Genomic DNA, 25,956 nt, shown 5'->3' on the forward strand with positions numbered 1-25,956 from the left:
GATTGGGAAAATGCTGCGCCACGATAGTCTGGGCGCAGCCGAGCTGCCATTTATTTATTCGCAATGGTCGCCGTCGGCTGTCATCAGCATCGCCGACAGGAGACAGCCATGCGCAAAACGGTTCTGAACGCCCTAGGGGAAACCCTGTTTTACAGCGACAGTTCGACCGGATTTTTCTCGGCGACCGGCTCCGGTCCGACTTTGTACGGGACGGCGGGCAACGATTCCATGTGGGGCGATAGCGCCGTGAACGTGACGATGATCGGCGGGACGGGCGACGACATCTATTACCTCTATTCGGCGATCAACCGGGCCTCCGAGGCCGCCGGCCAGGGCATCGACACCATCAGCACCTGGATGAGCTACACCCTCCCGGAAAATTTCGAGAACCTTACCGTCACCGGCGATCTGCGCTATGCCTTTGGAAATTCCGCCGACAACATCATCAAGGGCGCCTCCGGGCGGCAGACGCTGGATGGCGGTGATGGCAATGATGTGCTCATTGGCGGTGCCGGCGCGGATACGTTCATTTTCACCAAGGGCAACGGCAGCGACCTGATCACCGATTTTGCGTCGGCCGATATCGTCCGGCTGAACGATTACTCGCTGACATCCTTCGATCAGCTTCTCGACAATATCACGCAGGAGGGTGCAAATCTCCGGCTCGACCTCGGCGACGGGGAAAGCCTGGTCTTTGCCGACAAGGCCATCACGGATCTGAATGCCAGCCAGTTCGAGCTGAGTCTGGACCGCTCGGCTCTGACGCAGACGTTCAATGATAATTTCAACACACTTCAGCTGGTCAATGGGACGGGCGGCGTGTGGGAGGCAAAATACTGGTGGGCGCCGGACAAGGGCGCCACCCTGTCGGGAAACGGCGAACTTCAGTGGTACGTCAATCCGCTCTATGCGCCGACCGCGGCCGCCAATCCATTTTCAATTGATAACGGCGTGCTGACGATCACTGCTGAGCAGACGCCCGCCTCGATCAGCGCCGAGGTTGACGGATATGACTACACCTCCGGCATGCTGACGACGCATGCGTCCTTTGCGCAGACCTACGGCTATTTCGAAATCCGCGCCGATATGCCGGACGACAAAGGCGTATGGCCGGCTTTCTGGCTGCTTCCGGAGGACGGCTCCTGGCCGCCGGAGCTGGACGTCGTGGAGATGCGCGGCCAGGACCCGAACACCGTGCATGTGACCGTTCATTCGAACGAAACCGGATCGCAGACCTCGGTTTCCTCGGCTGTCAGCGTCTCCGATACCGAAGGCTTCCATACCTACGGCGTCCTGTGGCAGGAGGACGAGATCGTCTGGTACATCGACGATGTGGCCGTAGCCCGTGCCGATACGCCCTCCGACATGCATGAACCGATGTACATGCTGGTCAATCTCGCTGTCGGCGGCATGGCCGGCACGCCGACCGATGGGCTGCCGGATGGTTCGGAGATGAAGATCGACTATATCCGGGCCTATACGCTGGACGATCTCGCCTAACTGCGCTCTTCCCAGACCTTCGCGAGTTCGACGATGGTCTGGACGGCCTTTTCCATGTCCTGCCGGCTGATCCATTCGAGCGGCGAGTGGAAAGCATGGCCGCCGGCGAAGATGTTGGGGCAGGGCAGGCCCATGAACGACAGGCGCGAACCATCGGTGCCGCCACGAATGCTGCCGCGCACCGGCTCCATGCCCGCGCGCCGGATGGCCTCGACGGCGTTTTCCATGATCTCCGGGTGGCGATCGAGGACCACCTTCATGTTGCGATACTGCTGCTTGACCTCGAATGTGTAGGAGGAACCGGGATAGTCCGGCATGACATCCTGCACGATCGCCTCGATCATGGCCTCCTTGGCGTCAAGACCCTCGTCATCGAAGTCTCGGACGATCAGGCTGATTGTCGCTTTTTCCATCGAGCCGGTCACGCCCGTGGGGTGAATGAAGCCCTCCTTGCCGGACGTCGTTTCGGGCGCAATGTGTTTCGGCAGCCGGTCGATGATGGCGCCGGCGATCTTGATCGCATTCTCCATCTTACCCTTGGCAAAACCCGGATGAATGGCAACACCCTGGATGGTGATGTCGACGCCATCGGCCGAAAATGTTTCATCCTCGATATGGCCGGCCGTTTCACCGTCCATGGTATAGGCAAACTGGGCACCGAGTTTCCTCAGATCGACCTTGTCGACCCCGCGTCCGACCTCCTCGTCCACGGTAAAGAGGATTTTGATCGTCCCGTGTTTGATGTCCGGATTGTCGACTAGGAATTGCGCGGCTGTCATGATCTCGGCAAGGCCGGCCTTGTCGTCGGCGCCGAGCAATGTCGTGCCATCGGTGGTGATGATGTCGTTGCCGATCTGGTCGCGCAGCGCCGGATTGTCTGAAACGCGGATGATCTGCTGCGAATCGCCCCAAAGCTGGATGTCGCCGCCGGCATAGGCGCGGATCATCTGCGGCTTGACGTTCGTTCCGGTGAAATCGGGCGCCGTATCCATGTGCGAGCAGAAGCAGATGACAGGTACCGGCTTATCGACATTGGATGGAATGGTCGCGTAGATGTAGCCGTACTCGTCGAGATGCGCATCCAAAAGCCCGATCGCCAGCAATTCCTCGACCAGCAGGCGGCCGAGATTCTTCTGCTTTTCGGTCGAGGGTTGTGTCGCCGATTTAGGATCCGACTGGGTGTCGATCACGACGTAGCGAAGGAAGCGGTCGGTAACGGTGTCAGGCATGGCTTGCTCCATTCCATGTGCATCAAGTGACTTTCTGTAGGCTTCACAGGTGGCGCCGTGAAGACTCTTCAGAGAAAAAGGCCATTCAAAAAGCCGTAGATCAGAACGCGGAAAACCTGCGACATTCCGCAAGACACGTGGCATAAGGGCGCCGCAACATTCTTGGGCACCGCAACATGATCCGTATCGAAAATATCAGCAAGCAGCTGAGCCATCGCATTCTCTTCATCGAGGCTTCCGCCGCGCTCAACAAGGGCGAGAAGATCGGTCTTGTCGGCCCGAACGGCGCGGGCAAGACGACCGTCTTCCGGATGATCACCGGCGAGGAGCAGCCCGACGAAGGACAGGTGGCGGTGGAGAAGGGCGTCACCATCGGCTACTTCAATCAGGATGTGGGCGAGATGGAAGGGCGCAGCGCGGTCGCCGAAGTCATGGACGGTGCAGGCCCGGTGAGCATCGTTGCCGCCGAATTGCACGAGCTTGAGTCGGCCATGGTCGATCCCGACCGGCTGGACGAGATGGATGCCATCATCGAGCGCTACGGCGAAGTTCAGGCGCGCTATGAAGAACTGGACGGCTATGCGCTCGACGGACGTGCGCGCGAAGTGCTGGCGGGCCTGAGTTTTAGCGAAGAGATGATGGACGGCGATGTCGGCAAGCTGTCGGGCGGCTGGAAGATGCGCGTGGCGCTCGCCCGCATTCTGCTCATGCGCCCCGATGTCATGCTGCTCGACGAGCCGAGCAACCATCTGGATCTGGAAAGCTTGATCTGGCTGGAGGAATTCCTGAAAGGCTACGAGGGCGCGCTTCTGATGACCTCGCACGACCGCGAGTTCATGAACCGCATCGTCACCAAGCTGATCGAGATCGACGGCGGCGGGCTGACGACCTATTCGGGCGACTACGAATTCTACGAGCAGCAGCGAGCGCTGAACGAGAAGCACCAGCTGGCGCAATTCGAGCGGCAGCAGGCGATGCTCGCCAAGGAAATCAAGTTCATCGAGCGCTTCAAGGCGCGCGCCTCGCATGCGGCCCAGGTGCAAAGCCGCGTGAAGAAGCTGGACAAGATCGAACGGGTCGAACCGCCGAAGCGCCGTCAGGTCGTCGCGTTCGAATTCCAACCGGCGCCGCGCTCCGGAGAGGATGTGATCAACCTGAAGAACGTGCACAAGAGCTATGGCAGCCGCAGCATCTATGAGGGGCTGGACTTCATGGTGCGGCGCAAGGAGCGCTGGTGCATCATGGGCATCAACGGCGCCGGAAAATCCACGCTGTTGAAGCTGGTGACCGGCTCGACCGAGCCGGACAAGGGAACCGTCGCGCTCGGCGCCAGCGTCAAGATGGGTTATTTCGCCCAGCACGCCATGGATCTTCTGGACGGCGAGCGCACCGTGTTCGAGACGCTGGAACATGAATTCCCGCGTGCCGGTCAAGGCCCGCTGCGGTCTCTGGCAGGCTGCTTCGGCTTTTCCGGTGATGATGTCGAAAAGCGGTGCCGGGTGCTGTCCGGTGGCGAGAAGGCGCGGCTGGTCATGGCGATCATGTTGTTCGACCCGCCCAATCTTCTGGTGCTCGACGAGCCGACCAACCACCTGGACCTCGACACCAAGGAAATGCTGATCAAGGCCCTGTCCGAATACGAGGGCACGATGCTTTTCGTCTCGCACGACCGGCATTTCCTCGGCGCGCTGTCGAATCGGGTGCTGGAACTGACGCCTGACGGCATTCACGAATATGGCGGTGGCTACACGGAATATGTGGCGCGCACCGGCCATGAAGCGCCGGGTCTGCGGAGCTGAGGCAAAGTGGCGAGTGTTTGCCGGGCAGTCGGTGACGAAGGCGAAAGCCAACGAACCCCGGTTTTGACCTCACCGCCACGGCCAGCGGGGGAAATAGATTGGTATCGAAGCTCTATGACAAGGCTGCGTTCGTGCCCTTTTGGCGGTTATGGCACAATGTCTAACTTGCAAACTGGTTTGCTCGCCGCAATCATAGGGAATGGTCAGCAATCAAACCCGATTTCAGCCGCCGGCTAGCGGACAACAGCATATCAGGCGCCACAGCCTTCTGCTGCAACTGCAGCATTCAGGGCCTCGGCGCCTGACAACCATCGTGGCGCCCGCCGGCTATGGAAAGACCTCGCTCGGCGCTCAGTGGTACAATCTTCTGAAAGACCAGGGCGGCAGCCCGGTTTGGGTTCCGCTTGAGCACGACGACTGCGACCAGGGCCATTTTCTTCTGGCGCTGCTGGAATCCTTCCAGCATTTGCTCCCGGACGAGGCACGAGGGCTCGACGCCAGCAGCATGCCGGTTGCAGCGCTTCTTTCTGTTCTTGTGACGCGCCTGCGCCGTATAGAAACGCCGGTTACGCTTTTCCTCGACGATTACCATTTCGCCCAGACAGACGGGACTGAATCACTTCTGGCGAAGCTTTTGGCGGCAAGCGATCTTAGCCATGTGAAGTTCGTTCTGATTTCACGCAGTTCGCCGCGATTTCCGACCTCGACCTTGCGTCTCAACAATGAGCTCAGGCAGATCGGCGTTACCGATCTCAGCTTTTCCGATACGGAGGCGCAGGAGTTTTTCGCCGGCAGGGCTGCGAAACTCACACCCGAGCAGGTGGGCGAACTGAATCAGCGTACCGAAGGCTGGGCGGTCGCGCTCCAGATGGTCCGGGTCCTCGTCAACGACAACATCGAAAGCGGCGCCATACTTTCCTCATTCGACGGCAGCAATGCCGAGATGGGGCGTTATCTCTCCGAGCAGGTATTCTCCAGCCTGCCCGAGGACATACGCCATCTCCTGACCGAAACGGCAGCACTTCCCGCCGTCAGCCGGGCTCTCGTCACGGCCGTCTGCAGCCAGTCGGGTGCGGGCGCGCTCTTCAGCCAACTTGGGGACTATGCGCTGCCGATCGCCGTTCTCGATGGCCAGGGGACGTGGATCCGTTACCATCCCGTGTTCAACAGCTTCCTGAAGGAGGAGGCGGAACGCGTCGGTATTGAAACCGGCCAAATGTTGAGAAAAGCCGCGCGCTGGTTCGCGGCACGCAACGACTGCGACGCGGCCGTAAGGCACGCCTTGCTTGCCGGCGACGCAGAGCTGGCCGCAGAGATCATAGAGGCCGCCGGCGGATGGCGGCGGGTCTATGCGACCACGCGCGGCGGCACCCTGCTGTTTCAGACGCTGATCGCCAGGGCTGCAGAGATCAACCTTTCCGACTTCCCCCTGACGACGCTCGGGCTTTCAGTGGTCAGCGCCAAGGCGGGTCAGCTGGACGCAGCCAACCATTATCTGGCAATCGCCGAACGTGGCGCCACCGGGGAGAAACTGTCGCGGGACTTGCGGGTTGTCCGTGTCCTCATGTCGCTCTACACCGACCGCTGGGCGACAGCGGCGGATCTTTCGGCACTGGAGGCCGATCTGTCCCAGGATAGCGATATGGAGCTGATCCATCGCGCACTGGCGCTGAATATGCTGTCCTATAATTTTCTCATCCGAACCGACCTCGAACGAGCCTTGCACTACGGGCAGCTTGCCATGCGGGCCTTTCGCGATGGCGGTGCGGACTTTGGCGCCATGCACCTTTATACCCATATCGGCCAGGCAGCATTTTTCAGCGGCGACAGCGCCAGCGCCGCAGACTCCTATCGCAACCTGATTGCCGAAGCGCAGTCCAATATCGGCGAGGGGAGTGATCTCGACGCCGTCGGTCAGGTGCTGCAGAGCGAAGTTCTTTCCATGAGCGGCGAGCAAGAGGCGGCGTCCTCCGCCCTGTCCTGGGCACTCCCGCATCTGGAACGGCACGATACCTGGTTTGATCTGCTTGCCGCCGGTTTCATGGCGCAGCAGCGGGTGTTTCGGCTGAATGGTGATGTGATGGCGGCCCACGCAGCAATCGACAGCACCCGCGCGGCGGCCCGGCGCAGGGGTTTCGACCGGCTGACGCGGCTGATCGACGGTGAACGGGCGACGCTTCTGATCGCGTCGGGAGACGTCGAGGAGGCAATACGATACGCTGAAGTCTCCGGTTTCAATGTGCAGAACGCCAATTCCGATGGAGCCAACAATCTGGCCGTCAACCTGCGCGGTTGTGTGCCGGCCCTTTTGTGGACCCGGATCTATGCGGCACTGGGCGAAACCGTGCGCGCTCGCGCTGTCTTTCGGCACCTTATGACGCGGCAGGCCCAGAAGCCGCATGTGCCCCGCCGCATCGAACTCGGCTTCATGGATATCCGCCTGCTTTTGGCGGAAGACGAGCAGCAGGCGGCCGCGGCCGCGCTTTCCGATCTGCTGCTGTCGTTGCCGGTTGCCGACTACCGGGCAATCCTGCAGGTCGAAGGGACGGAATTCGCAGATCAGCTCCGCAAACTGACCGTATCCCTGGAAATGCCCGGCGTGGTGACGCAACGGCTTTTCCGTGCCCTTGATGCCGGGCTGCCAGCGCGCGGCGCTGCCGAAGGCCTATCCTCCTCATTGCCGGAGACCGGCGGCCTGACCGAACGCGAGCGCGGCGTGATGCTTCTCCTGAGCGCGGGGCTCAGCAACAAGGAAATCGGCCGCAAGCTGAACCTGAGCGACAACACGGTCAAATTTCACCTGCGCAATATTTTTGCCAAGCTGAACGTAACGACACGGACGGCAGCTGTGATGGCGGGACGCGATATCGGCACTCTGTCCTAGCTCGACCCCCACCCAAATGGGTGGGATTGGCAAGGAACGGCCTACCCATCTGGTAGGCTACCTGCCTTTGCCGAACGCGCTTAGTCTGCCCTCGACAAGAATACTGAGGGTGACGAATTATGACCGCCTGGCAAAATCCTGTCGACACCGTGACGCAGGAGATCATCGAAGGTAAGCTGATGGCGACCGTCGATGAGATGGGCATCGTCATGGCTCGCACCAGCATGAGCCCGGTCATCTACGAAGTACTCGATTTCGCCTGCGGTCTTCTGACCGCCGATGGCGAACTGGTCGCCCAGATGAACGGTATCACGCTGTTTACCGGCACTTTCGGCGTGCAGGTGAAGGCGCTCATCAAAAAATTTACAGGCAATCTTGCTGATGGCGACATCCTGTTGTCCAACGATCCCTATGCGGGCGGCACGCATGCCTGCGATTTCGCCGTCGTAAAGCCTCTGTTCGTCGATGATAAAATCCTCGGCTATGCGATCAATGTCGCCCATTACCTTGATGTCGGCGGGTCCGTACCGGGAAGCCTTGCTCCGGATGCCACGTCGGTGTTCCAGGAGGGCCTGCGCCTGCCGGGGGTCAAGATCGTCCGTGCCGATGTCTTCTACGATGAAATTCTGCACATCATCGGCGAGAATGTCCGTCTGCCCGAAATCGCTCTCGGTGACCTCAACGCGCAGGTGGCAACAGTGCGGGTTGCGGCGCGCCGGATGGCAGAACTCTCCGTCAAATACGGGGCAGGGGTCGTTCGGGCCGCTTTCGCCAATCTTCTGAGCGCAAGCGAGATGCGCAGCCGTACGGCGATTGCCGCGCTTCCCGATGGGCGCTACACGGCGACCGACGTCATCGACGGTGACGGCGTCAGCTCTGTGCCGATTCCCGTCAATGTGGTGGTGACCATTGCCGGCGACAGCATCACAGTCGATTTCACCGGCTGTCCGCCGGCTGTTGCCGGGCCGATCAATTGCTCCCGCGGCGCATTGCAGTCGGCGGTCAAGACAATCGTCAAGGCGATGGTCGGCCCCCAGGATCCTTCCAACGAAGGCTGGTTCCGTCCGCTCACCGTCATCGCTCCGGCAGGCACAATCTTCACCGCCGAAAAACCTTCGCCGACCGGTTGGTACTACGAGGGGTCCGTGCATGCATCCGAACTGGTCTGGAAAGCTCTGGCGCCGCTGATGCCATCGCGCTTTTCCGCCGGGTCCTATTCCAGCCTCTGCGTGGTCTATATTTCCGGCAAGGATCTGAGCGGTCGGCCGTTCATCCACATCGAGCCGCAGCACGGCGGTTGGGGAGCGAGTGAGGATCGGGACGGCGCCGACGCGCTGATCGCGCTGACAGATGGCGATACCTACAATTATTCGGTCGAAGTGATCGAGGCGCGGTTTCCGCTGAGGGTCAAGCGCTACGGCTTCAACATCGAGGGTGGTACGGGCGCCGGCCGCCGGCGCGGCGGCTTCGGTATTGTGCGAGAATACGAGATCCTCAGCGAGGACGCCTCCGCCTATGGCAGTTTCGGGCGCACGGTAACACAGCCCTGGGGCATGGATGGCGGCGGGCAGGGAACCGTGAATGCATTGCAGATCGCACCGACACAGGGTGGAGAACTTCGAACCTATGGCCGTGTCGCCCATATAGATCTGAACAAGGGCGATGTTCTCCGCGTGATTACCGGCGGTGGCGGCGGATGGGGCGATGCCCGCAAGCGCGAGCCTCTCTTGGTCGAACAGGACTTACGCAATGGCTTTCTGACCGAGGCGCAGGCCTTGAGTGTTTACGGATACAACAGGGAGGTTTCAGGATGATCAGGCTGGCAACCGATGTCGGAGGCACATTTACCGATCTTGTCGGTTATGATGAGAGCAGCGGCGAACTGTTTACCGCAAAAAGCCTGACGACGGTGCGAAATCAATCCAGGGGCGTACTCAATGCCATTGCCTCGGCGGAAGAGGCGTGCGGGCTTCGAACGAGGGACGTTACCTTCTTTGCCCATGGTGGAACCACGGTCATCAATGCCATCACCGAACGCAAGGGCGTGCGCACGGCGCTGGTAACCACCGCAGGCTTTCGTGACGTGCTTGAAATCGGCCGGGGCAATCGCCCTGATCTCTATAATCTGCAGTTCCACAGCCCCGAACCTTTCGTTCCCCGGGACCTGCGCTTTGAGGTGCGCGAGCGGCTTGACGCTTCGGGCAAGGTCATCCTGCCTCTGGAGCTTGACGATCTGAGGCCGATCATTGCCCGCTGCAAGGCGGAAGGGATCGAGGCCATCGCGGTCCTCTTCCTGCACAGCTACGCCAATCCCGAACATGAAATTCTCTGCGCAGGCATTCTCGCCGATGCGCTTCCCGAGGTTACGGTTTGTGCGAGCCACGCGGTATCGCGGCAGTGGCGCGAATACGAGCGCACCAACACGGTGGTGCTCAACGCCTATGTCCAGCCGATCATCCAGCACTATTTCGAGCGGCTGGAAGAAGCTCTGATGAAGCGCGGCCTCACATGCCCCTATTACGCGATGCAGTCCAACGGCGGTATCTCGACCTTCGATCAGGCGGTGGGCAGCCCGCTGACACTGGTGGAATCGGGGCCGGCCGGTGGCGTTGCCGGCGCGGCCCGGATCGGTGACGCGATTGGCGAGAGTGAGGTCCTGTCGCTGGATGTCGGTGGCACCACCGCCAAATGTTCGCTGATCCACGGCGGGCGCCCGACCCTGAATGTCGACTACAAGCTGGAACATACCCGCATCCGGCCCGGCCATCCCGTGCAGGTGCCGGTGGTGGATATCGTCGAGATTGGCTCCGGCGGTGGTTCGATCGCCCGGCTCGACGATCGGGGCGCGTTGCGTGTCGGTCCGGAAAGTGCTGGTTCCACCCCCGGCCCCGCCTGCTATGGGCTTGGCGGCAAGAAACCGACGCTGTCGGATGCCATCCTCGCTATCGGTATTTTCGACCCCGCCACGTTTGCCGGCGGCAGCATGCATCTGGACAGGCAGAAGGCGGCGGATGCAATCGCGTCCGTCGCCACCCCGCTCGGCATGAGCATAGAGGATGCGGCGATCGCCATTATCGACATCGCCCATGCCAGCATGATCAATGCCTTGAAACTGGTGACGGTACAGCGTGGCCACGATCCACGCGATGCGGTTTTCGTCGTCAGCGGCGGTGCCGGGCCTGCGCTGGCCACGCGCCTGGGACGGGACTTGAGCGTCAAGGCGACAGTCATCCCGCCGCATCCAGGCATCTTTTCCGCCTGGGGCATGTTGGCCGCGGAGCCGCGCGCCGATTTTCGCGGCACCTGGTTTTCGGCGCTGACAGCGGACGCGCTGACGGAATTGTCCGCCCGCTTCGACGGGCTCGAAGCCGAAGCCATCGCCTATTTTGCCAAGGGGCAGGATGCCGATATCCGCTTCACATATCAGATTGAAGCCCGTTACCGTGGGCAGGAACATGGCGTCTTTGCCCAGTATAGTCGCGAGGATGATGTCCAGAGTTTTGCGGAGCGCTTTCACGCAAACCATGAGCGCGCCTATTCGTTCCGGCTGCTTGACGCGGGGATTGAGATCACCACGCTGCATCTGGAGGCGGTGCTAAACGGTCCGGTAATCACATTGCCGAAACTGCCGGGAACCGACCGCAGTGTCGATGCAGCCTTGACGGGCCACCGAGACGTCTATTTCGGTGCGAGCCTTGGTTGGCTATCATGCCCCGTCTATGAGCGCTGCCTGCTCGGGCCTGGCCAATCGATCGAGGGACCGATGATTGTGGAGGAGGCGACGGCAACCACGCTCGTTCAGGAAAATCAGGTGCTTGAAGTGACGAATACCGGTATTCTGATCATCCGCGAAAACAGCGTTAAGGCGGGGTGATATGGCGATATCGATCCAGATCGATCGTGTCAGTCGGGAATATGGACCGGTCAAGGCGCTGGATGACGTGACGCTCGACATCAGGGCGGGTGAGTTCTTCACCCTGCTTGGATCGTCGGGATGCGGGAAAAGTTCGCTTCTGAAGCTGATCGGTGGCTTCGACAGACAGACGTCCGGTCGTGTCGCCTTCGACGGCAAGGATGTCGGCAATCTCCCGGCCAACAGGCGGCCGGTCAATACGGTATTCCAGAGCCTTGCCTTGTTTCCACATATGAGCGTAGCTCAGAACGTCGGCTACGGTTTACGGCTAAGAGGTCTATCGGGTTCCACGCTCGAGACCAGGATCAGCGGTGCGCTGGATCTCGTCGAACTCTCGGGCTTCGGCCAGCGCGACGTCAACCTTTTATCGGGCGGCCAGCGGCAGCGCGTGGCGCTTGCCCGCGCCCTGGTGATGGAGCCGGGCATTCTGCTGCTTGACGAACCGCTGACCGGTCTCGACGAACGCCTGCGCCAGCAGATGCGCGATGAATTCGGACGACTGCACAAGCGCACCGGCGCCACCTTCATCCTCGTCACCCACAATCAGGACGAGGCACTGAGCCTGTCGGATCGTATGGCCGTCATGCACAGGGGGCGGATCGAGCAGGTGGATGCGCCCGCCCGCTTCTTCGAGGCTCCTGCCAATGCCTTTGTCGCCCGTTTTGTCGGTATCGACACGCTGCTGCGGCCGGAGAGGATTGTCGCAACCGGCAATCATGCGGAAGCGACCATTGCCGGCCAGACGCTGCCCGTGCGCGTGGAAGGTCCTGCCGACCTGGCTGCCAGCGTTGTCGCCATCCGCCCGGATCGCTTGTTTCTGGCCCCGCAAGGCATGCCACCCGCGCTGACGTTGATGGTTGTCGGAACGACGTTCCGCGGGCTGCACCGGGATCTGAAGCTTGCCTTTTCGGATGGCCAGACGCTGGTGATTGCCATCGAGGCGGACGCGGATATCGGACAGCTTTCTGCCGGACAGCAGGTTTCCGTCGGCCTCAAGCCGGACGCAGCGGTGCTGATTTCCAGCGCGGGATTACCGCCGGCCTGATGATCCGGCGGCGAAGAAATGACAACGCGTGCCAAGTACCAAAAAGGGGAATGACAATGAGCAAGCAGAACAGACCGTTTCTACCCCGGCAGCACAGCAATGTGCAGCGGCGTGATTTTCTCAAGCTGATGGGGGCGGGCGGCATCGCGCTCTCTGCCGGCGGCTTGAGCTTTGCCCCGCGCCTTGCCGCGCAGGATGCCGCAAGCGTCGCCTTCTGGGCGACGGCGACGTTGGATATCGGCGACAAATGGCAGGAGTTCGCCACGCAGAATGGCGTTACGCCGGAGTTCACCGACAACGGCAACGACCTCGGTCCGGTGATCGCGCGTCTCGCCGCCGGGAATGCCAACGATCTCTTCGACATCGGCGGCTTTCAGGGCGGTGCCGAGAAGGAGCTGGCGCGCCAGGGCGTTATCATTCCATGGGACGTTGCCAAGATCCCGAATTACGACAGCGTCTGGCAATGGGCGAAGGACATCCCCTATCTCAAGCATGATGGCAAGCAATACGGCATTCCGGCCGTCGTCAATGCCGACTCGATCATCTACCGGCCCGACAAGCTCGGCAAGATCGACAGCTACGGTGCGATCTTCGACCCGAAGCTGAAGGGCCGCGTGGCAATGGAGGATGCCTGGATCAACAGCGCCATCTTTACCGCGATGTATCTCAAGGAAAGCGAAAACCAGCCGATTGCCGATCCCGGCAATCTGTCGGAATCCGAACTCGGCCTGGTCATGGAATTCCTGATCAAGCACAAGTCCGACGGTCAGTTCCGCACCTTCTGGAACGGCTGGGAGCAGGGCGTCCAACTTGTTGCCGATCAGGAAGTCGATGCGATGACCGGCTGGGAGCCGATTGTCTACGAAGGCCGCAAGCGCGGGCTTCAGGTGGAGTATGCCGCACCCGTCGAGGGATATGAGGGCTGGGGAAACAATATGGTTCTTCTGAAAGGTGCCGGCGACCGCGGCGTTTCGGATACGGCCCATACGTTCGTCAACGGCCTGCTCGGTGGCTTCTACGGCTGCGAACTCGGTCAGGCGCGCGGCTATCTCGTGCCGACCGACAACAATGTCGTCTATGCCAAGGCCCATCCGGAGGAATACAAGCCTGATGACGTCGAGAAGCTTGGCGAGCACGTGAAGGCGAAGTTTGCCGGCAAGGTCTACTGGCAGAATGCCCGCCCGGATAATTTTCAGCTCTACGAAGAATGGTGGCAGAAGCTGCGCAACGCTTGAGGCCGATGACTGGCAGCGGCAATGTCCTTGCCGCTGCCGCCAAACCCTTGAAGGACCAGTATGACCGGACCGCGCCTGCCAACTTCATCGGTTCTGATGACGCCGCCGCTACTGGCTATCCTGGCGTTTGGACTGGCGCCGCTGACCATCGTCGTCGTCTGGAGTTTCTGGAGCTGGGATCCGCTGACCTATTGGATCAAGCCGGATCTGAGCCTTGCCGGCTATGCGGCCATTCTGGAGGCGGGACGGTGGACGGTGATCGTCTCGACGCTGGTAAAGGCCTTGGGCACGGCGCTGCTTTGTCTGCTGATTGCCTATCCGACGGCCTATGCGGTGCATTTCCTTGCCGGGCGGCGCCTCAGCATCATTCTGCTGGCCTTGATCACCATCCCGTTCTTCACGTCCTACCTCATCCGGTCCTTCTCCTGGCGGCTCGTACTCGGGCGCACCGGCGTTCTCAACACATGGCTGCAGGACTGGGGCATCACCCATGCGCCGCTCGAATGGCTGTTGTTCAGCAATTTCGCCGTCGTCGTCGGGCTCGTCGCCTCCTATCTGCCGTTTGCGACCTTTCCGCTGCTTCTGTCGATGCGTCGCGTCGATCCGACGTTTCTGGCCGCAGCGCAGGATCTGGGGGCCGGTTTCTGGAAAAGCCTGACAAGCATCCTTCTGCCGCTGACCATGTCGGGCATTTTTGCCGGCTTCCTGTTTGTCTTCGTGATGGTGGTGGGATCTTCCACCGAGGTGCAGATGCTCGGCGGTGCCGGTGCATCGATCGTGTCGGTGATGATCAACGATGTGATGCGCGTCGCCAACTATCCGCTCGCCTTTGCCATCTCCACCATCGTCCTCGTGGTGATCTTCGGTCTTGTGCTGATCGGCAACCGCATCTTCGGTCTTGCCTCGCTGTTCGAGGATCAGTCGCAATGATGATCCATGAAGGGCTTGCCAACCGCATCCTGCTTTGGGCGATCACCATCGCCGGGCTGATCGTCATCTATGCGCCGCCGCTCTACCTGCTGGCCGTGTCGTTCAATCCCGCTCTGCAGCCCGGCCTGCCGAGACTGTCTGACCTCAGCCTGACTTGGTATGCGGCGCTGCCGAAGGAGCGGGCGCTTGTCGGGGCGCTGCAGCAGTCGCTGATCATCGCGACGGTGACGGCGGTGATGGCAACCGGCATGTCGCTGCTGGCAGCCCTTGCCTATTTCGAGCTGCGCGCGCAACGGACGGCCTGGTTCCTGACGGTGATCCTGCCGATGTTCGTTCCGGGGGTCATCCAGGGGCTGGCGCTGTCGGCGGTGTTCACCCGCAGTGGCATCAAGGCTTCCAGCCTGACGGTCATCGCCGGCCACCTCCTGTGGGCCATGCCCTTTGCCTTCATCGTCATTCTCACCAGCTTTGCCGCCGTGCGCCGCTCCTATCTGGTTGCTGCCGCCGATCTGGGGGCGACGCGGTGGCGCCAGTTTGTCGATATCACCCTGCCGCTGATCCGCCCCGGGCTGGTGAGCGCCTTCATCTTTTCCTTCCTGCTGTCGCTCAACGAATTCACCCGCGCCTTCTATCTGGCCGGCCGTCAGAACACCCTGCCGGTCGTGCTGTTCGGCAAGATGAATTCGGGCGCGTCACCGGTGATCTACGCCATGTCGGGCGCCATCTTTCTGGCCTCTGTCGCATGCGTCGCGTTGATTGCGATCCGGTCCATATGGCCGGGCGCAGGCAAGCGGTCGCCCCGGTAAGGGGTGGAAGATATGGGGCACGTTCTGGCAGACGCTTGCGTTTTATCGCGCTGGTGGAAGACATGCCAGTTCGTATGCGGCGAGAACGGCATCGACGGAAGCAATCAGGATTGTCTCGGGCTCACCTGCCCCTGCCAGCTGAGCGAGGTCATTTGGCAGATACTGGTGCGCCAGCGTTTCCGGGATCGCTTTTCCCTTGAGGGCCGTCATGAGTTTCGCAACGGCTGCTTCCGCATCGGGCTTGCCCCAATAATAACGGATACGGTCGCTGTAGCTGTAGTGTCTCTGAAGGCGAAGCGCGGTTTCGTCTCCGTGATAATGCCCCTTCCAATCGCCGGGTGACGCAAGCATCGTGTCTTCCATGGCCTTCGCAAGGGGACGATCTCCATAGCCCTCGACCAGCTCCGAGGCGATCATGTCGAGGGCATAAACGGCTTCGCGGTACGCAAATGTCAGGCCCGGTCCGACCTTCAGGATCGGGAACCCGTCGCGAACCAGCGAAGTAAGCGCCGCCTCGGTCTGATAGTCGGTGGAATGGGCCTCGAAGACCAGCTGGGGTTGCTCGTCAAGCAGGGCCGCAAGGTCCGACGCGCGCTCCGATTTGTAAGCGATGACGTTGTCGCTTCCGAACTCGACCCCGGGCTGAACGACGAACGCGATGACGCGGGAAAATGCGTCCGCAAGGCCCGCCTGCTGAAAGACGGCCCGATGGATTTCGATCGTCGACCGCGCGGCGTCAGGCGATGTCGGTTCCACGCTGCTCAAAACGTGATCGGCGCCGCCGGGGACCGGAACCTCTGTTCCCAGGATATAGACCGGCGGCTGGACATTGGCCGCAAGAGCTGCCTTTTCCGCTAAAAGCGCCAACCGCGCCGCCCGTTGCGCGATCGCCTTGTCGTCGAGGGCCGCCGGCTCGCCGGCGCAGCCCATCGAAGCGTCGAGATGAATCTTGGAGAAGCCGGCCCGCACATAGGCATCGACCATCGCCTCGGCCTTTTCCATCGCCCTGTCCGGCTGTTCCTTCCTCCAGGGATTGGGACCAAGGTGATCTCCACCGTAGATGATGTGGCTCCGGTCCAACCCCTCTTCGTCGGCGATACGGTTGACGAAATCGATGAAGGCCTGCGGCGTCATGCCTGTATAGCCGCCCAGATGATTGACCTGATTGCAGGTCGCCTCGATCAGGACCTCGCGGCCGCTCAGGGCCGCGCGTCTCACCGCAGCCCGCAGCACAATGGGATGCGCGGAGCATACGGACGTGATGCCGAAGGGATTGCCATTGCGCCTCGACGGTGCCAGCCGCATCAGAATCTCATTCATGAGCATTCTCCGTCGTGGTCGCAGTGATGAAGGCTTCGAGGTTCGCCAGACTGGAGACGCCTTCCATCGGCCCCTGCCTGGTCACATTGCGGGCACCTGATGCATTGGCGAGCAGGAGCGCCCTTTCGGGCTCCATGCCCATGCGGCGGCACGTGAGGTAGGTCGCGCCGAAACAGTCGCCCGCGCCCGTCGGGTCAACTTCGTCAACAATGAATGCAGGGCAATCGGCCCGCTTGCCATCGCGGCCGAAGAATGATGAGCCGTCCCGGCCACGTTTCAGCACGATTTCGTTGACGCCGGCATCCAGGAGCTTCGTGACCGCGGCCGCTTCGTCGGTTTCGCCGGCGGCGGCGAGGAGTTCCTCTCCCGAGGGAAGCAACAGGTCGGTGACCGCGATAATCTCGTCCAGAAGCGTGCGCCCGCGTTCGGCATCGAGCAATTCTTTGCGAATGTTCGGATCGAAGGAGACCGACCCGCCGCGGCGCTTCACCGTCTTGATGGCATAGTCCAGAACCTCGGCCACGCCGGGAATGGCAAAGGCCGATCCCATGATATGGACGTGGCCGGCGCGCTCCACCAGAGTCCGCGCGGTTTCCGTCATCCTGATGTCACCCGCTGCGGAATGCGCGATGTTGAAGACGAAATCGCGAACACCGTCAGGGCGGTATCGGACGAATGCGCTTCCGGTGGGTTTGTCGTCGATAATCGAGATCGCCGAAACATCGACACCGTCGCGTCTGAGGCGTTCGATGTTCAGCATGCCGAAATCGTCGCTTCCAACGCTGGCAATGATCCCTGCAGACCCGCCCATCCACGCCACCTGATCGATGAAGATGGCGGGAGCGCCGCTTGGATAGGGCCCGATCAGCGACTGCGGCTCCAGAAATCCCGAGCCAACCGTCGTCGCCATGATCTCCACGAGGATTTCGCCAACCGTAACCGTGGGTCCAAGCATTTCCGGCGCCAGGCCCCGGATATTCGAAACGGACAACATCAACCTCCCTTGATCCACTCAAGCCCTGGATATTTTCCAGCGCTGCTGGCTAAAGAGCCGAATAGTCGGCATGCCGGACGCAGTCAACAATAATTTACGCGCGGTAATTATTTTTGCGGTGCATGATTTTGTTGCGGCGCATGCATATGCGGTCGCAGGTGTGAAAATTATGATTTTATATCAGTTATATAACCAAAACTCGAGAAAACGGAACTCTACTCGAATACTCTTCTGCTTGACAAGTGCTGTGATATTGTCGGATACAAAGTTTACGCATGTAAGTTTTATGCGTGAACATCCGTTTAGGAGGAGCGGGAATCATGAGGAACATCATTCGAATTCTATCTTCGTCCGCCGTCGGCTTCGGTCTGATGGCAGGAATGGCCTTTGCCGAGGAATTGACGATCGCGACCGTCAACAACGGCGACATGATCATCATGCAGAAGCTGTCGGCCGAGTGGGAAAAGCAGAGCGGCAACAAGCTCAACTGGATCGTGCTTGAGGAAAACGTCCTGCGCGAGCGGGTGACGACGGACATCGCCACGAAGGGCGGCCAGTTCGACATCCTGACGATCGGCGGCTACGAGGCGCCGATCTGGGGCAAGGCCGGTTGGCTTGCCCCCGTCGATGACCTCGGCGACGATTATGACTATGGCGACCTGCTGGAACCGATCAAGGCCGGCCTGACCGTCGACGGAAAGCTCTACGCGGTGCCGTTCTACACGGAAAGCTCATTCACCCTGTATCGCAAGGACCTGTTCGACGCGGCCGGCCTCAAGATGCCGGAGCAGCCGAGCTACGATCAGATCAAGGAATTCGCGGCAAAGCTGACGGACAAGTCGAAGCAGCAATATGGTCTCTGCCTTCGTGGAAAGCCGGGCTGGGGCGAGAACATGGCGTTCCTTGGAACAATGGTCAATTCCTATGGCGGCCGCTGGTTCGATATGGACTGGAAGCCGCAGCTGAATTCCGAGCCATGGAAGAAGGCCGTGACCGATTACGTCCAGCTTTTGACGGATTACGGCCCTCCAGGTGCCACGGCGAACGGCTTCAACGAGAACCAGGCCCTGTTTTCGACCGGGCATTGCGCCATGTGGATCGATGCGACATCGGCCGCCGGCCGTGTCTATGATCCGAAGCAGAGCCAGGTCGCCGACAAGACGGCGTTCACGCGCTCTCCTGTTGCCGTGACCCCGAACGGATCGAGCTGGTCATGGTCCTGGAACCTTGCCATTCCGCAGACCTCGCAAAAGGCCGAAGCCGCGAAATCGTTCCTCAAATGGGCGACATCGAAGGAATATGTGAAGCTGGTTGGCGAGACGGAAGGCTGGGTTGCCGTACCGCCAGGCACGCGCAAATCGACCTACGCATTGCCGGAATACCAGAAGGCTGCGCCGTTTGCGGCAACGGTTCTGGAGGCCATTCTGTCCGCCGATCCGTCCAAGCCAACCAAGGACCCTGTCCCCTATACGGGTGTCCAGTTCGTGGCGATCCCCGAGTTCCAGGCAATTGGCACGGTTGTCGGCCAGCAGATCGCTTCGGCACTTGCCGGCCAGCAGAGCGTCGATGCTGCACTCGAAGCAGCGCAGACGCAGGTCGAGCGCGATATGACACGGGCTGGCTACATCAAGTGAGGTCTCTGCCCGCGGCTCCGGCCGCAGGGTTCCTCCCGGAGAGGGCCCGGCAGCTGGTCTGCCGGACCTTTCGCATTGAAGATGAAAGCGATTTGCAAGGCCCACCCATCGCAAGTGCTGCCTGCGACTATCGGAGACTGACATGAAGCTACACAACAAGATTGCGCTGATCACCGGCGGCGCGCGCGGCATCGGGCTCGGTTTCGCCGAGGCCTTCGTCAAGGAGGGCGCAAGGGTCGTGATCGCCGATATCGACGTCCAGCGGGCCACGACCGCCGCGGCGGCAATCGGTCCGGCCGCAAAGGCTGTCAAACTCGATGTCACGGACCTTGCGGCGATCGATACGGTCGTCAAGGCCATCGATGAAGAGTTCGGCGGCATCGACATTCTCGTCAACAACGCCGCCATCTTCGACATGGCGCCGATCAACGAGATCACCGAAGACAGCTATAATCGGGTCTTTGCCATCAATCTGAAGGCACCGCTATTCATGATGAAGGCCGTATCCAACGTGATGATCGCGCGTGGCCGGGGCGGCAAGATCATCAACATGGCAAGCCAGGCCGGCAGGCGCGGCGAGGCGCTTGTCACGCTCTATTGCGCCTCGAAGGCCGCGATCATCTCGGCCACCCAGTCGGCGGCTCTCGCCCTCGTCAAGCATGGCATCAACGTCAATGCGATTGCGCCGGGTGTCGTTGACGGCGAGCACTGGGACATTGTCGATGCGAAGTTTGCCGAGTGGGAAGGCCTGAAGCCAGGAGAGAAGAAGGCAGCGGTTGCTAAGTCCGTGCCGATCGGCCGCTTTGCAACGCCTGACGACCTCAAGGGGCTGGCCGTTTTTCTTGCCTCCGCCGACAGCGACTACATTCTTGCCCAGACATACAATGTCGACGGCGGAAACTGGATGAGTTGAGCGGACGCAGGGAGACGAAAGACATGCAAGCAATTCAATTTGTCGCCAAGGGCGTCGCAGCCCCGGCAGACCTGCCGTTGCCGGAAATCCCGCCGGGTCACGCCCTCGTGCGCGTCAAGGCGGCCGGCCTGTGCCATACCGACATCGACGTTCTGCACGGTCGTTACGGCGAGGGACGTTTCCCTCTGGTGCCGGGTCATGAATATGCCGGTGTCGTCGAGGCGATCGCCTCTGATGTGACCGGCGTTCAACCGGGTTCGAGGGTAGCGGTCGATCCCAATCTGCCCTGCGGCGAATGCAAGGCGTGCCGAAAGGGTCTTACGAATCTTTGCCGCAATCTCAAGGCCTATGGTGTGACGCACAACGGCGGCTTTGCGGAGTTCAGCGTCGTTAAAGCAAGTCATCTCCACGATATCGGCGAGCTGCCGTTCGATGTCGCCGCCCTGGCTGAACCTCTGGCATGCGTCGTCAACGGCCTCGGTAGCGCGGACCTGAAGACCGGGCCTTTCGGGACGCAAAGCGCCCTCGTCTTCGGCGCCGGCCCGATTGGTCTGCTCCTGGCGCTCTCGCTGAAAGTGGCAGGTGTCGAGACGGTCACCGTCGCCGATATCAACGAGAACCGCCTCGCGTTCGCGCAGGAACTCGGGCTCAAGGCAGCGGTCTCGGGATCGCAGGACTTGCTGGCACGCAAGCGCGACTTTGATTTCGTTGCCGACGCCACGGGGGTCGCAAGTGTTGTCGAAGGCATGATCGGCTTCGCAGCAGACGGGGGTACTGTATTGGTGTTCGGGGTCTGCGCTCCCGATGCACGGATTTCCGTCGCACCGTTCGAGATTTTCCGCCGCCAGATCAAGCTGGTCGGTTCGCATTCGCTCAACCGCAACATACCCGGTGCCTTGGAAATCCTGACGAAGGACAAGGGTGCCATGGCGCGGCTTGTGTCGCACCGCCTGTCCTTGCCGGAGATACTGCCGTTCCTGACAACGAAGTCGAGCGATGCCGCGACGATGAAGGTACAATTCGTTGCCGACTAAGTTTTTGAGTACGCCGCGATCGCTGGCACGCTTTCGACTTTGCGCGCACCGCTTAGTCATCTAAAAAGCCGAAAGGTTTGCCGTGTCAGGAGTAAGCAGTTGGGGAAAACGATCAGAACGATGGAGGATTTTTCCGAGTTCGTCGGCCTGTCGCGTCCTACAGTCTCGAAATACTTTAACGATCCCGGCTCGGTGCGCAAGAAAACCAGGGACCTCATCGAGGCGGCGCTCAAGAAGTCGGGCTTTCGGCCGAATATGTTCGCCGTCAACCTCAATCGCAGGCGCAGCAACATCATCGGCGTCATCATTCCGAATTCCACCGACCCGTTCTACATGGCGCTCACCCGCCGCATAGAGGCGACTGCCAACGAAGCCGGGTTCCTGGCCTTCGTCCTGTCATCCGATGGCAAGGCGGAGATGGAGGACCGGGCCATCAAGACGTTCAAGTCGATGAACGTCGCCGGCGCAATCATCGCCCCGCTCGGGATCAAGTCGCATCATTCAACGCTCGACCAACTCGGCAAGAGCATTCCGCTGATCTACGTGGACTCGCCGCTGGACGAAACATCGGCCTTCGTCGGAACCAACAATCGGCAAAGTTTTGGCCTGATCGTCGACTATCTGTGCCGTTCCGGGGAGCCGCCATGCTACTTCGGGATGCCGCAGGTCAATACCAACGCGACGACGCGGCAACGTGCCTATATCGAGGCGATGGAGCAGTTTCGCTTCACGCCGGAAATCATCGATGTTCCCGACAGCGCCACCTGGGATTTCGAGCGGTTCGGTTTCGAGCAGGCAATCCGTCTGCTGGAATCCGGCGGCCGGTTGCCAACCAAAACCATTCTTTGCGCCAACGACCGGGTGGCGTTCGGCGTCATCTCGGCGGCCTACCAGAAAGGTCTCAAGGTCGGGCACGGCGGCGACTGCGATCTGCGCGTTGCCGGCCATGACGACCATCCGCTGTCGCGCTACGCCTGTCCGCCGCTGACGACCGTCGCCCAGAATTACAACGAGATCGGACGCCGCGCGATCGAGTTGCTGCTTCACAAGCTTGGCGACGCGCCCTCCGGCCCGGGCTTCGGCGGAATGGAGGAACGTGTATTGCTGACCGCGGATATCATGCTGCGCAGTTCGGCCTAAAGGCCGTCCGGTGTCGAGCCGGCTGCCTTGAAGCGCTCTTCGAATTCCCGTCTCAGGCTGCGCCTCACCTCCGCTGCGCGCAGGCGGCGCTTTGCTACGCCAGTCTTTGGGACATAGGCGGGCACGTTGGTTGGACGCCCCTCCGCATCGACCGCAACCATCGTGAAATAGCAGGAATTGGTGTGCCGGCGTTCGCCTGTCCGGATGGTTTCTGCCTCGACCCTGATACCGACTTCCATCGACGTTCGGCCGGCGTAATTGATCGAGGCGCGAAAGGTAACGAGCTCGCCCACATGGATCGGTTGCCGGAAGACGACCTGGTCGACCGACAGCGTCACGGCATATTCCTGCGAGTAGCGCGAGGCGCAGGAGAAGGCGACCCGGTCCAGAAGATTGAGAAGCGCGCCGCCATGGACCTTGCCGCTGAAATTGGCCATGTCGGGCGTCATCAGGACAACCATCTCGAGTTGGCTCGTGTCGTGACCAGTTTCCAAAGTGAACCCTCTCTCTCAATTCCGTTGCACGGTCGGCTTTGCCTGAAACCGGCTCCGATTATCTACAACGGCTCGACACTGTTCAATGCCAATCGGTGCGGGGAATTCGCGGCTGGTTCATGCGCTGCGGGTGAAACGCCCGTATGGTCCATTGTGAATAGATGGAAATGGCGTGATCGGTCGTTGGTGGTTCTCTGTCCAAAATGCATGCATCACAATTTTTGTACACGTGCTCATTTTTGTCATCCGGCCGTTACGTTCGCCCCATAGAGCAGGATACGCCACGTTTTCGCGGGGTTGCGAAACGGCCGTCATGCGAGTGCGCCCGTTCGCAAACCCCCGCATTGCTCTTCTCGGGAGACGAAGAAAATGACCATTCTGCCAACATTGAAATGCTTGACGGTTGCCGCCGCCATTCTGGCCTCGACCACGGTTCTGGCCTTCGCCAAGGACATCACCATCAGCGTCTGGGCCGGCGGAACAGGCCCGAACGACACCTACCGCCTCGATGCCATCGAGATCGCTGCCCAGCAGCTGGAACGTGAAGCCGCCATCCGCGGCGAGGACCTGAAGATCAAAGTCGAAAAGACGCCTTACGCCGACTGGGAAAGCTTCAAGCAGGCCTTGACCCTGGCAGCCGAAGCCAAGAAGGCTCCGAATATCGTCGCCACCGGGCATGAGGATATCGGTCCCTGGTCGCAGGCCGGGCTTATCGTGCCGATCGAAGACTATGTCGATCTGGATTCCTGGCCGCTCAACGGCATCTATGAAAACCTGATGGAGATCGCTTCCTTCAATGGCGTCGTCTACGGTATCCCGCAGGACGCGGAATCCCGGCCGATGTTCTTCTGGAAGCCGTACATGAAGGCGATTGGCTACAGCGACGCCGATCTCGATGCCTTGCCGCAGAAGGTTCAGGACGGCGGCTACACCATGGCGAACGTCTTGGAAGACGCCAAGAAGATGCAGGACAAGGGGCTGGTTCAGCCCGGTTACGGCTTTTATCCGCGTAACAGCAACGGCCCGGACTACTGGCAGTTCTACACCAGCTTCGGCGGTACGATGGAAGAAGACGGCAAGCTCGTCTTCGACAAGGCCGCGATGACGCGGACCTACCAGTTCTTCGCCGACGCGGTGAAGGATGGCGTCACCAAGAAGAACCATATCGGCATGCCCGGCGACCAGTGGTGGAAGGAAGTCGCCACCGGCAAGGCAGGCATCTGGCACGGCGGCACATGGCACTATGCCCGTCTCGTCAAGCAGGAAGGCCTGACGAATTTCTTCGACAATGTCGTCTTCACGCTGATCCCCGCCGGCGAAGGCGGCAAGGCCAATACGCTGACGCATCCGCTCGTCTATCTCCTCACCTCCGGTCATGAGAAGGAAGAGACAGAGATTGCCGCCCAGCTGATCAAGATCGCCTCCGAGCCGCGCATCAACGTTCTTCATGCGATGAAATCGGCGCATCTCGGCATCGCGAAGGCCGAAAGCGAAATCGACCTCTACTCGTCCGATCGCTGGGCGCGCGAGGCGACGGAACGCCTTTTGCCCTATGCCAACGCGATGCCGAACAATGCCGATTTCGGCACCTATTGGAACATCATGTGGAAGGGTCTCGAAGCATCCTGGACCGGTGCGAAGACCGTCGATGCGTCGATCGGTGACGTTGAAACCGAGTTGAAAAGCACGCTCGGCGACAAGATCGTCATTCGCTGACACCTGCCGCTGACATCGGCGCAAAATTCCGGGCGGTCCGCCGCCCGGAAAAGCCGGGGAGATCTTCGATGAAATCATCCAGAATGCTTGGACTGATCATGATCGCGCCGGCGGCGATCATGATCCTTCTGTTCTTTCTGATGCCGGTCGTCCTGACCGGCGTCTTCTCGATGACGAACATGACGACCGCAACGGGTATTTCCGGCGGCGCATACCAGATTGCGCCGCATTCGCTGAACGACCTGAAATCGACCATGCCCGACATTGCCGAGCAGATGTCGCAGCCGCGCTACACGATCGACGAGACAGGCCTGAAGGCTGTCGAAGGGCTCGGTCTCGACGCGGGCATCGCCACGGAATTGCGCGCAAAGCACATGGGCGAGGTCTTCAAGACCCGCCGTGAGGCTGAGCGCATGATCAAGGGGCTGGATCAGGGGCCTTCGACCACGCAGGTCAAGCAGATTTCGGAGCAGTTCAACCGTTCCGTCGTTAATTCCCGTTTCTCCAGCAGGCAAGAACTCTTCACGGCCCTGGACACGCTCGGCTTCAAGCTGACGGATGCGCAGAAGGACAGCATCGCCGAGGCGACCTATACCGGCTGGAACTGGACGACGGAGAATTTCTCGCGCATCGTCTCCTCGCCGGATATGGCTCGCGTTCTGTTCAACACGCTGCTCTATGTCGCGCTGGTGCTTGTTCTCTTCAACACGACCTATGCGATGCTTCTGGCGATCTGGACGCATTACATGCCGGCCGCGCCGGCGACGATCTTCCGCTCGATCTGGCTTTTGCCGCGCATCACCCCCGTCGTCATTTATGTGCTGATGTGGAAGTGGCTGGCCTGGGATACGGGCTTCATCTCGGTGCTAATGGGAAAATTCGGATACCCACCAAAGAATTACCTGCTCGACAATGCCTATAATGCCTGGCTGTTCGTCATACTGATCAACGGTTTCATCGGCGCCTCGATGGGCATGCTGGTGTTTTCCTCGGCGCTGAAAGCGATCCCGAAGAGCCAGTTCTTCGCCAGCGAAGTCGACGGCGCCAGCCGCTGGCAGCAGATCCGCTACATCATCCTGCCGCAGATGCGCTGGCCGATCCTCTTCGTCACCTGCTACCAGACGCTTTCGCTGCTCGCCTCGTTCAACGAAATCCTTTTGTCGACGCGCGGCGGTCCGGGCAAGGCGACGGAAGTCTGGTCGCTGGCTGCCTACCACACCGCGCTCAACAACTATGCCGGCAACCTGGAATACGGTCTCGGCGCCGCCATGGCGCTGGTTCTGGTCGTCATCGGCATCGTTCTTTCGCTCTTCTATCTGCGCATCTTCAACTACGGCACGCTGGTTTCCCGGCCGCTGATCGAGGACTGA

Annotated in this window: 19 protein-coding genes; 15 read left to right on the forward strand and 4 right to left on the reverse strand. The window is 60.6% G+C overall.

The window, feature by feature from the left end; translation table 11 throughout:
- Window positions 1-108: 108 nt before the first annotated feature.
- Entirely contained in the window at window positions 109-1,500 is a 1,392-nt protein-coding gene (gene eglC / locus J2Z75_RS17750; protein ID WP_209854088.1) for an endo-1,3-1,4-beta-glycanase EglC, read from the forward strand.
- On the opposite strand, the gene pepT is transcribed toward eglC, so the two are convergent.
- Window positions 1,497-2,729, reverse strand: coding sequence for a peptidase T (gene pepT, locus J2Z75_RS17755; protein ID WP_209854089.1), 1,233 nt, complete (start codon window positions 2,727-2,729; stop codon window positions 1,497-1,499). The two genes, eglC and pepT, sit on opposite strands and share 4 nt — an antisense overlap.
- Window positions 2,730-2,905: 176 nt before the next feature.
- Between pepT and J2Z75_RS17760 the strand changes: the two genes are divergently transcribed.
- The 8 genes from J2Z75_RS17760 (at window position 2,906) to J2Z75_RS17795 (ending at window position 15,341) form a co-directional block, all read left to right on the forward strand.
- The gene (locus J2Z75_RS17760) at window positions 2,906-4,528 is read left to right on the forward strand and encodes an ABC-F family ATP-binding cassette domain-containing protein (RefSeq protein ID WP_209854090.1); all 1,623 of its coding nucleotides are present in this window, start codon (window positions 2,906-2,908) and stop codon (window positions 4,526-4,528) included.
- Between the two features lie 313 nt (window positions 4,529-4,841).
- A complete protein-coding gene (locus J2Z75_RS17765; protein ID WP_327791268.1) occupies window positions 4,842-7,412 on the forward strand; it encodes a LuxR C-terminal-related transcriptional regulator in 2,571 nt (856 codons plus the stop codon).
- A 119-nt stretch (window positions 7,413-7,531) separates the two neighbouring features.
- Window positions 7,532-9,226 carry a hydantoinase B/oxoprolinase family protein gene (locus J2Z75_RS17770; protein WP_209854092.1) on the forward strand — a complete coding sequence of 565 codons (1,695 nt, stop codon included), beginning with the start codon at window positions 7,532-7,534 and terminating at the stop codon, window positions 9,224-9,226.
- Entirely contained in the window at window positions 9,223-11,286 is a 2,064-nt protein-coding gene (locus tag J2Z75_RS17775) for a hydantoinase/oxoprolinase family protein (RefSeq protein ID WP_209854093.1), read from the forward strand. Before J2Z75_RS17770 ends, J2Z75_RS17775 begins: the two co-directional genes overlap by 4 nt.
- 1 nt (window position 11,287) lies before the next feature.
- Window positions 11,288-12,370, forward strand: coding sequence for an ABC transporter ATP-binding protein (locus tag J2Z75_RS17780; RefSeq protein WP_209854094.1), 1,083 nt, complete (start codon window positions 11,288-11,290; stop codon window positions 12,368-12,370).
- Between the two features lie 56 nt (window positions 12,371-12,426).
- The gene (locus tag J2Z75_RS17785) at window positions 12,427-13,605 is read left to right on the forward strand and encodes an ABC transporter substrate-binding protein (RefSeq protein WP_407692775.1); all 1,179 of its coding nucleotides are present in this window, start codon (window positions 12,427-12,429) and stop codon (window positions 13,603-13,605) included.
- A 60-nt stretch (window positions 13,606-13,665) separates the two neighbouring features.
- On the forward strand, window positions 13,666-14,535 hold the full coding sequence (locus J2Z75_RS17790) for an ABC transporter permease (RefSeq protein ID WP_209854096.1): 870 nt from the start codon (window positions 13,666-13,668) through the stop codon (window positions 14,533-14,535).
- Window positions 14,532-15,341, forward strand: coding sequence for an ABC transporter permease (locus J2Z75_RS17795; RefSeq protein ID WP_209854097.1), 810 nt, complete (start codon window positions 14,532-14,534; stop codon window positions 15,339-15,341). The genes J2Z75_RS17790 and J2Z75_RS17795 overlap by 4 nt, the downstream gene beginning before the upstream one ends.
- Before the next feature lie 42 nt (window positions 15,342-15,383).
- Here the strand turns inward: J2Z75_RS17795 and J2Z75_RS17800 are convergent, their stop codons facing one another.
- Together J2Z75_RS17800 and J2Z75_RS17805 are read right to left on the reverse strand one after the other, a co-directional pair.
- On the reverse strand, window positions 15,384-16,661 hold the full coding sequence (locus J2Z75_RS17800; protein ID WP_209854098.1) for a D-tagatose-bisphosphate aldolase, class II, non-catalytic subunit: 1,278 nt from the start codon (window positions 16,659-16,661) through the stop codon (window positions 15,384-15,386).
- Entirely contained in the window at window positions 16,654-17,616 is a 963-nt protein-coding gene (locus J2Z75_RS17805; protein WP_234937433.1) for a tagatose kinase, read from the reverse strand. Before J2Z75_RS17805 ends, J2Z75_RS17800 begins: the two co-directional genes overlap by 8 nt.
- 359 nt (window positions 17,617-17,975) lie before the next feature.
- Here J2Z75_RS17805 and J2Z75_RS17810 point away from each other — a divergent pair, with 359 nt between their 5' ends.
- The 4 genes from J2Z75_RS17810 to J2Z75_RS17825 all read left to right on the forward strand — a co-directional run bounded on the left by J2Z75_RS17810 (window position 17,976) and on the right by J2Z75_RS17825 (window position 22,376).
- Complete coding sequence (locus J2Z75_RS17810) at window positions 17,976-19,289, forward strand: ABC transporter substrate-binding protein (RefSeq protein ID WP_209854100.1); 1,314 nt, start codon at window positions 17,976-17,978, stop codon at window positions 19,287-19,289.
- A gap of 142 nt (window positions 19,290-19,431) precedes the next feature.
- Window positions 19,432-20,202, forward strand: coding sequence for an L-iditol 2-dehydrogenase (locus J2Z75_RS17815; RefSeq protein ID WP_209854101.1), 771 nt, complete (start codon window positions 19,432-19,434; stop codon window positions 20,200-20,202).
- A gap of 23 nt (window positions 20,203-20,225) precedes the next feature.
- Window positions 20,226-21,236, forward strand: coding sequence for a zinc-dependent alcohol dehydrogenase family protein (locus J2Z75_RS17820; protein ID WP_209854102.1), 1,011 nt, complete (start codon window positions 20,226-20,228; stop codon window positions 21,234-21,236).
- A 120-nt stretch (window positions 21,237-21,356) separates the two neighbouring features.
- Entirely contained in the window at window positions 21,357-22,376 is a 1,020-nt protein-coding gene (locus tag J2Z75_RS17825; RefSeq protein WP_209854317.1) for a LacI family DNA-binding transcriptional regulator, read from the forward strand.
- Here the strand turns inward: J2Z75_RS17825 and J2Z75_RS17830 are convergent.
- Window positions 22,373-22,837: an acyl-CoA thioesterase gene (locus tag J2Z75_RS17830; RefSeq protein WP_209854318.1), complete on the reverse strand. Its 465-nt coding sequence runs from the start codon at window positions 22,835-22,837 to the stop codon at window positions 22,373-22,375. The two genes, J2Z75_RS17825 and J2Z75_RS17830, sit on opposite strands and share 4 nt — an antisense overlap.
- 402 nt (window positions 22,838-23,239) lie before the next feature.
- Between J2Z75_RS17830 and J2Z75_RS17835 the strand changes: the two genes are divergently transcribed.
- On the forward strand, window positions 23,240-24,586 hold the full coding sequence (locus J2Z75_RS17835) for an ABC transporter substrate-binding protein (protein ID WP_209854103.1): 1,347 nt from the start codon (window positions 23,240-23,242) through the stop codon (window positions 24,584-24,586).
- A 68-nt stretch (window positions 24,587-24,654) separates the two neighbouring features.
- Window positions 24,655-25,956 (forward strand): carbohydrate ABC transporter permease, encoded by a 1,302-nt coding sequence (locus J2Z75_RS17840; RefSeq protein WP_209854104.1) that lies wholly within the window; start codon window positions 24,655-24,657, stop codon window positions 25,954-25,956.

Origin of the sequence: Rhizobium herbae, from assembly GCF_017873135.1 — a bacterium.
Classification (GTDB): Bacteria; Pseudomonadota; Alphaproteobacteria; order Rhizobiales; family Rhizobiaceae; genus Pararhizobium; species Pararhizobium herbae.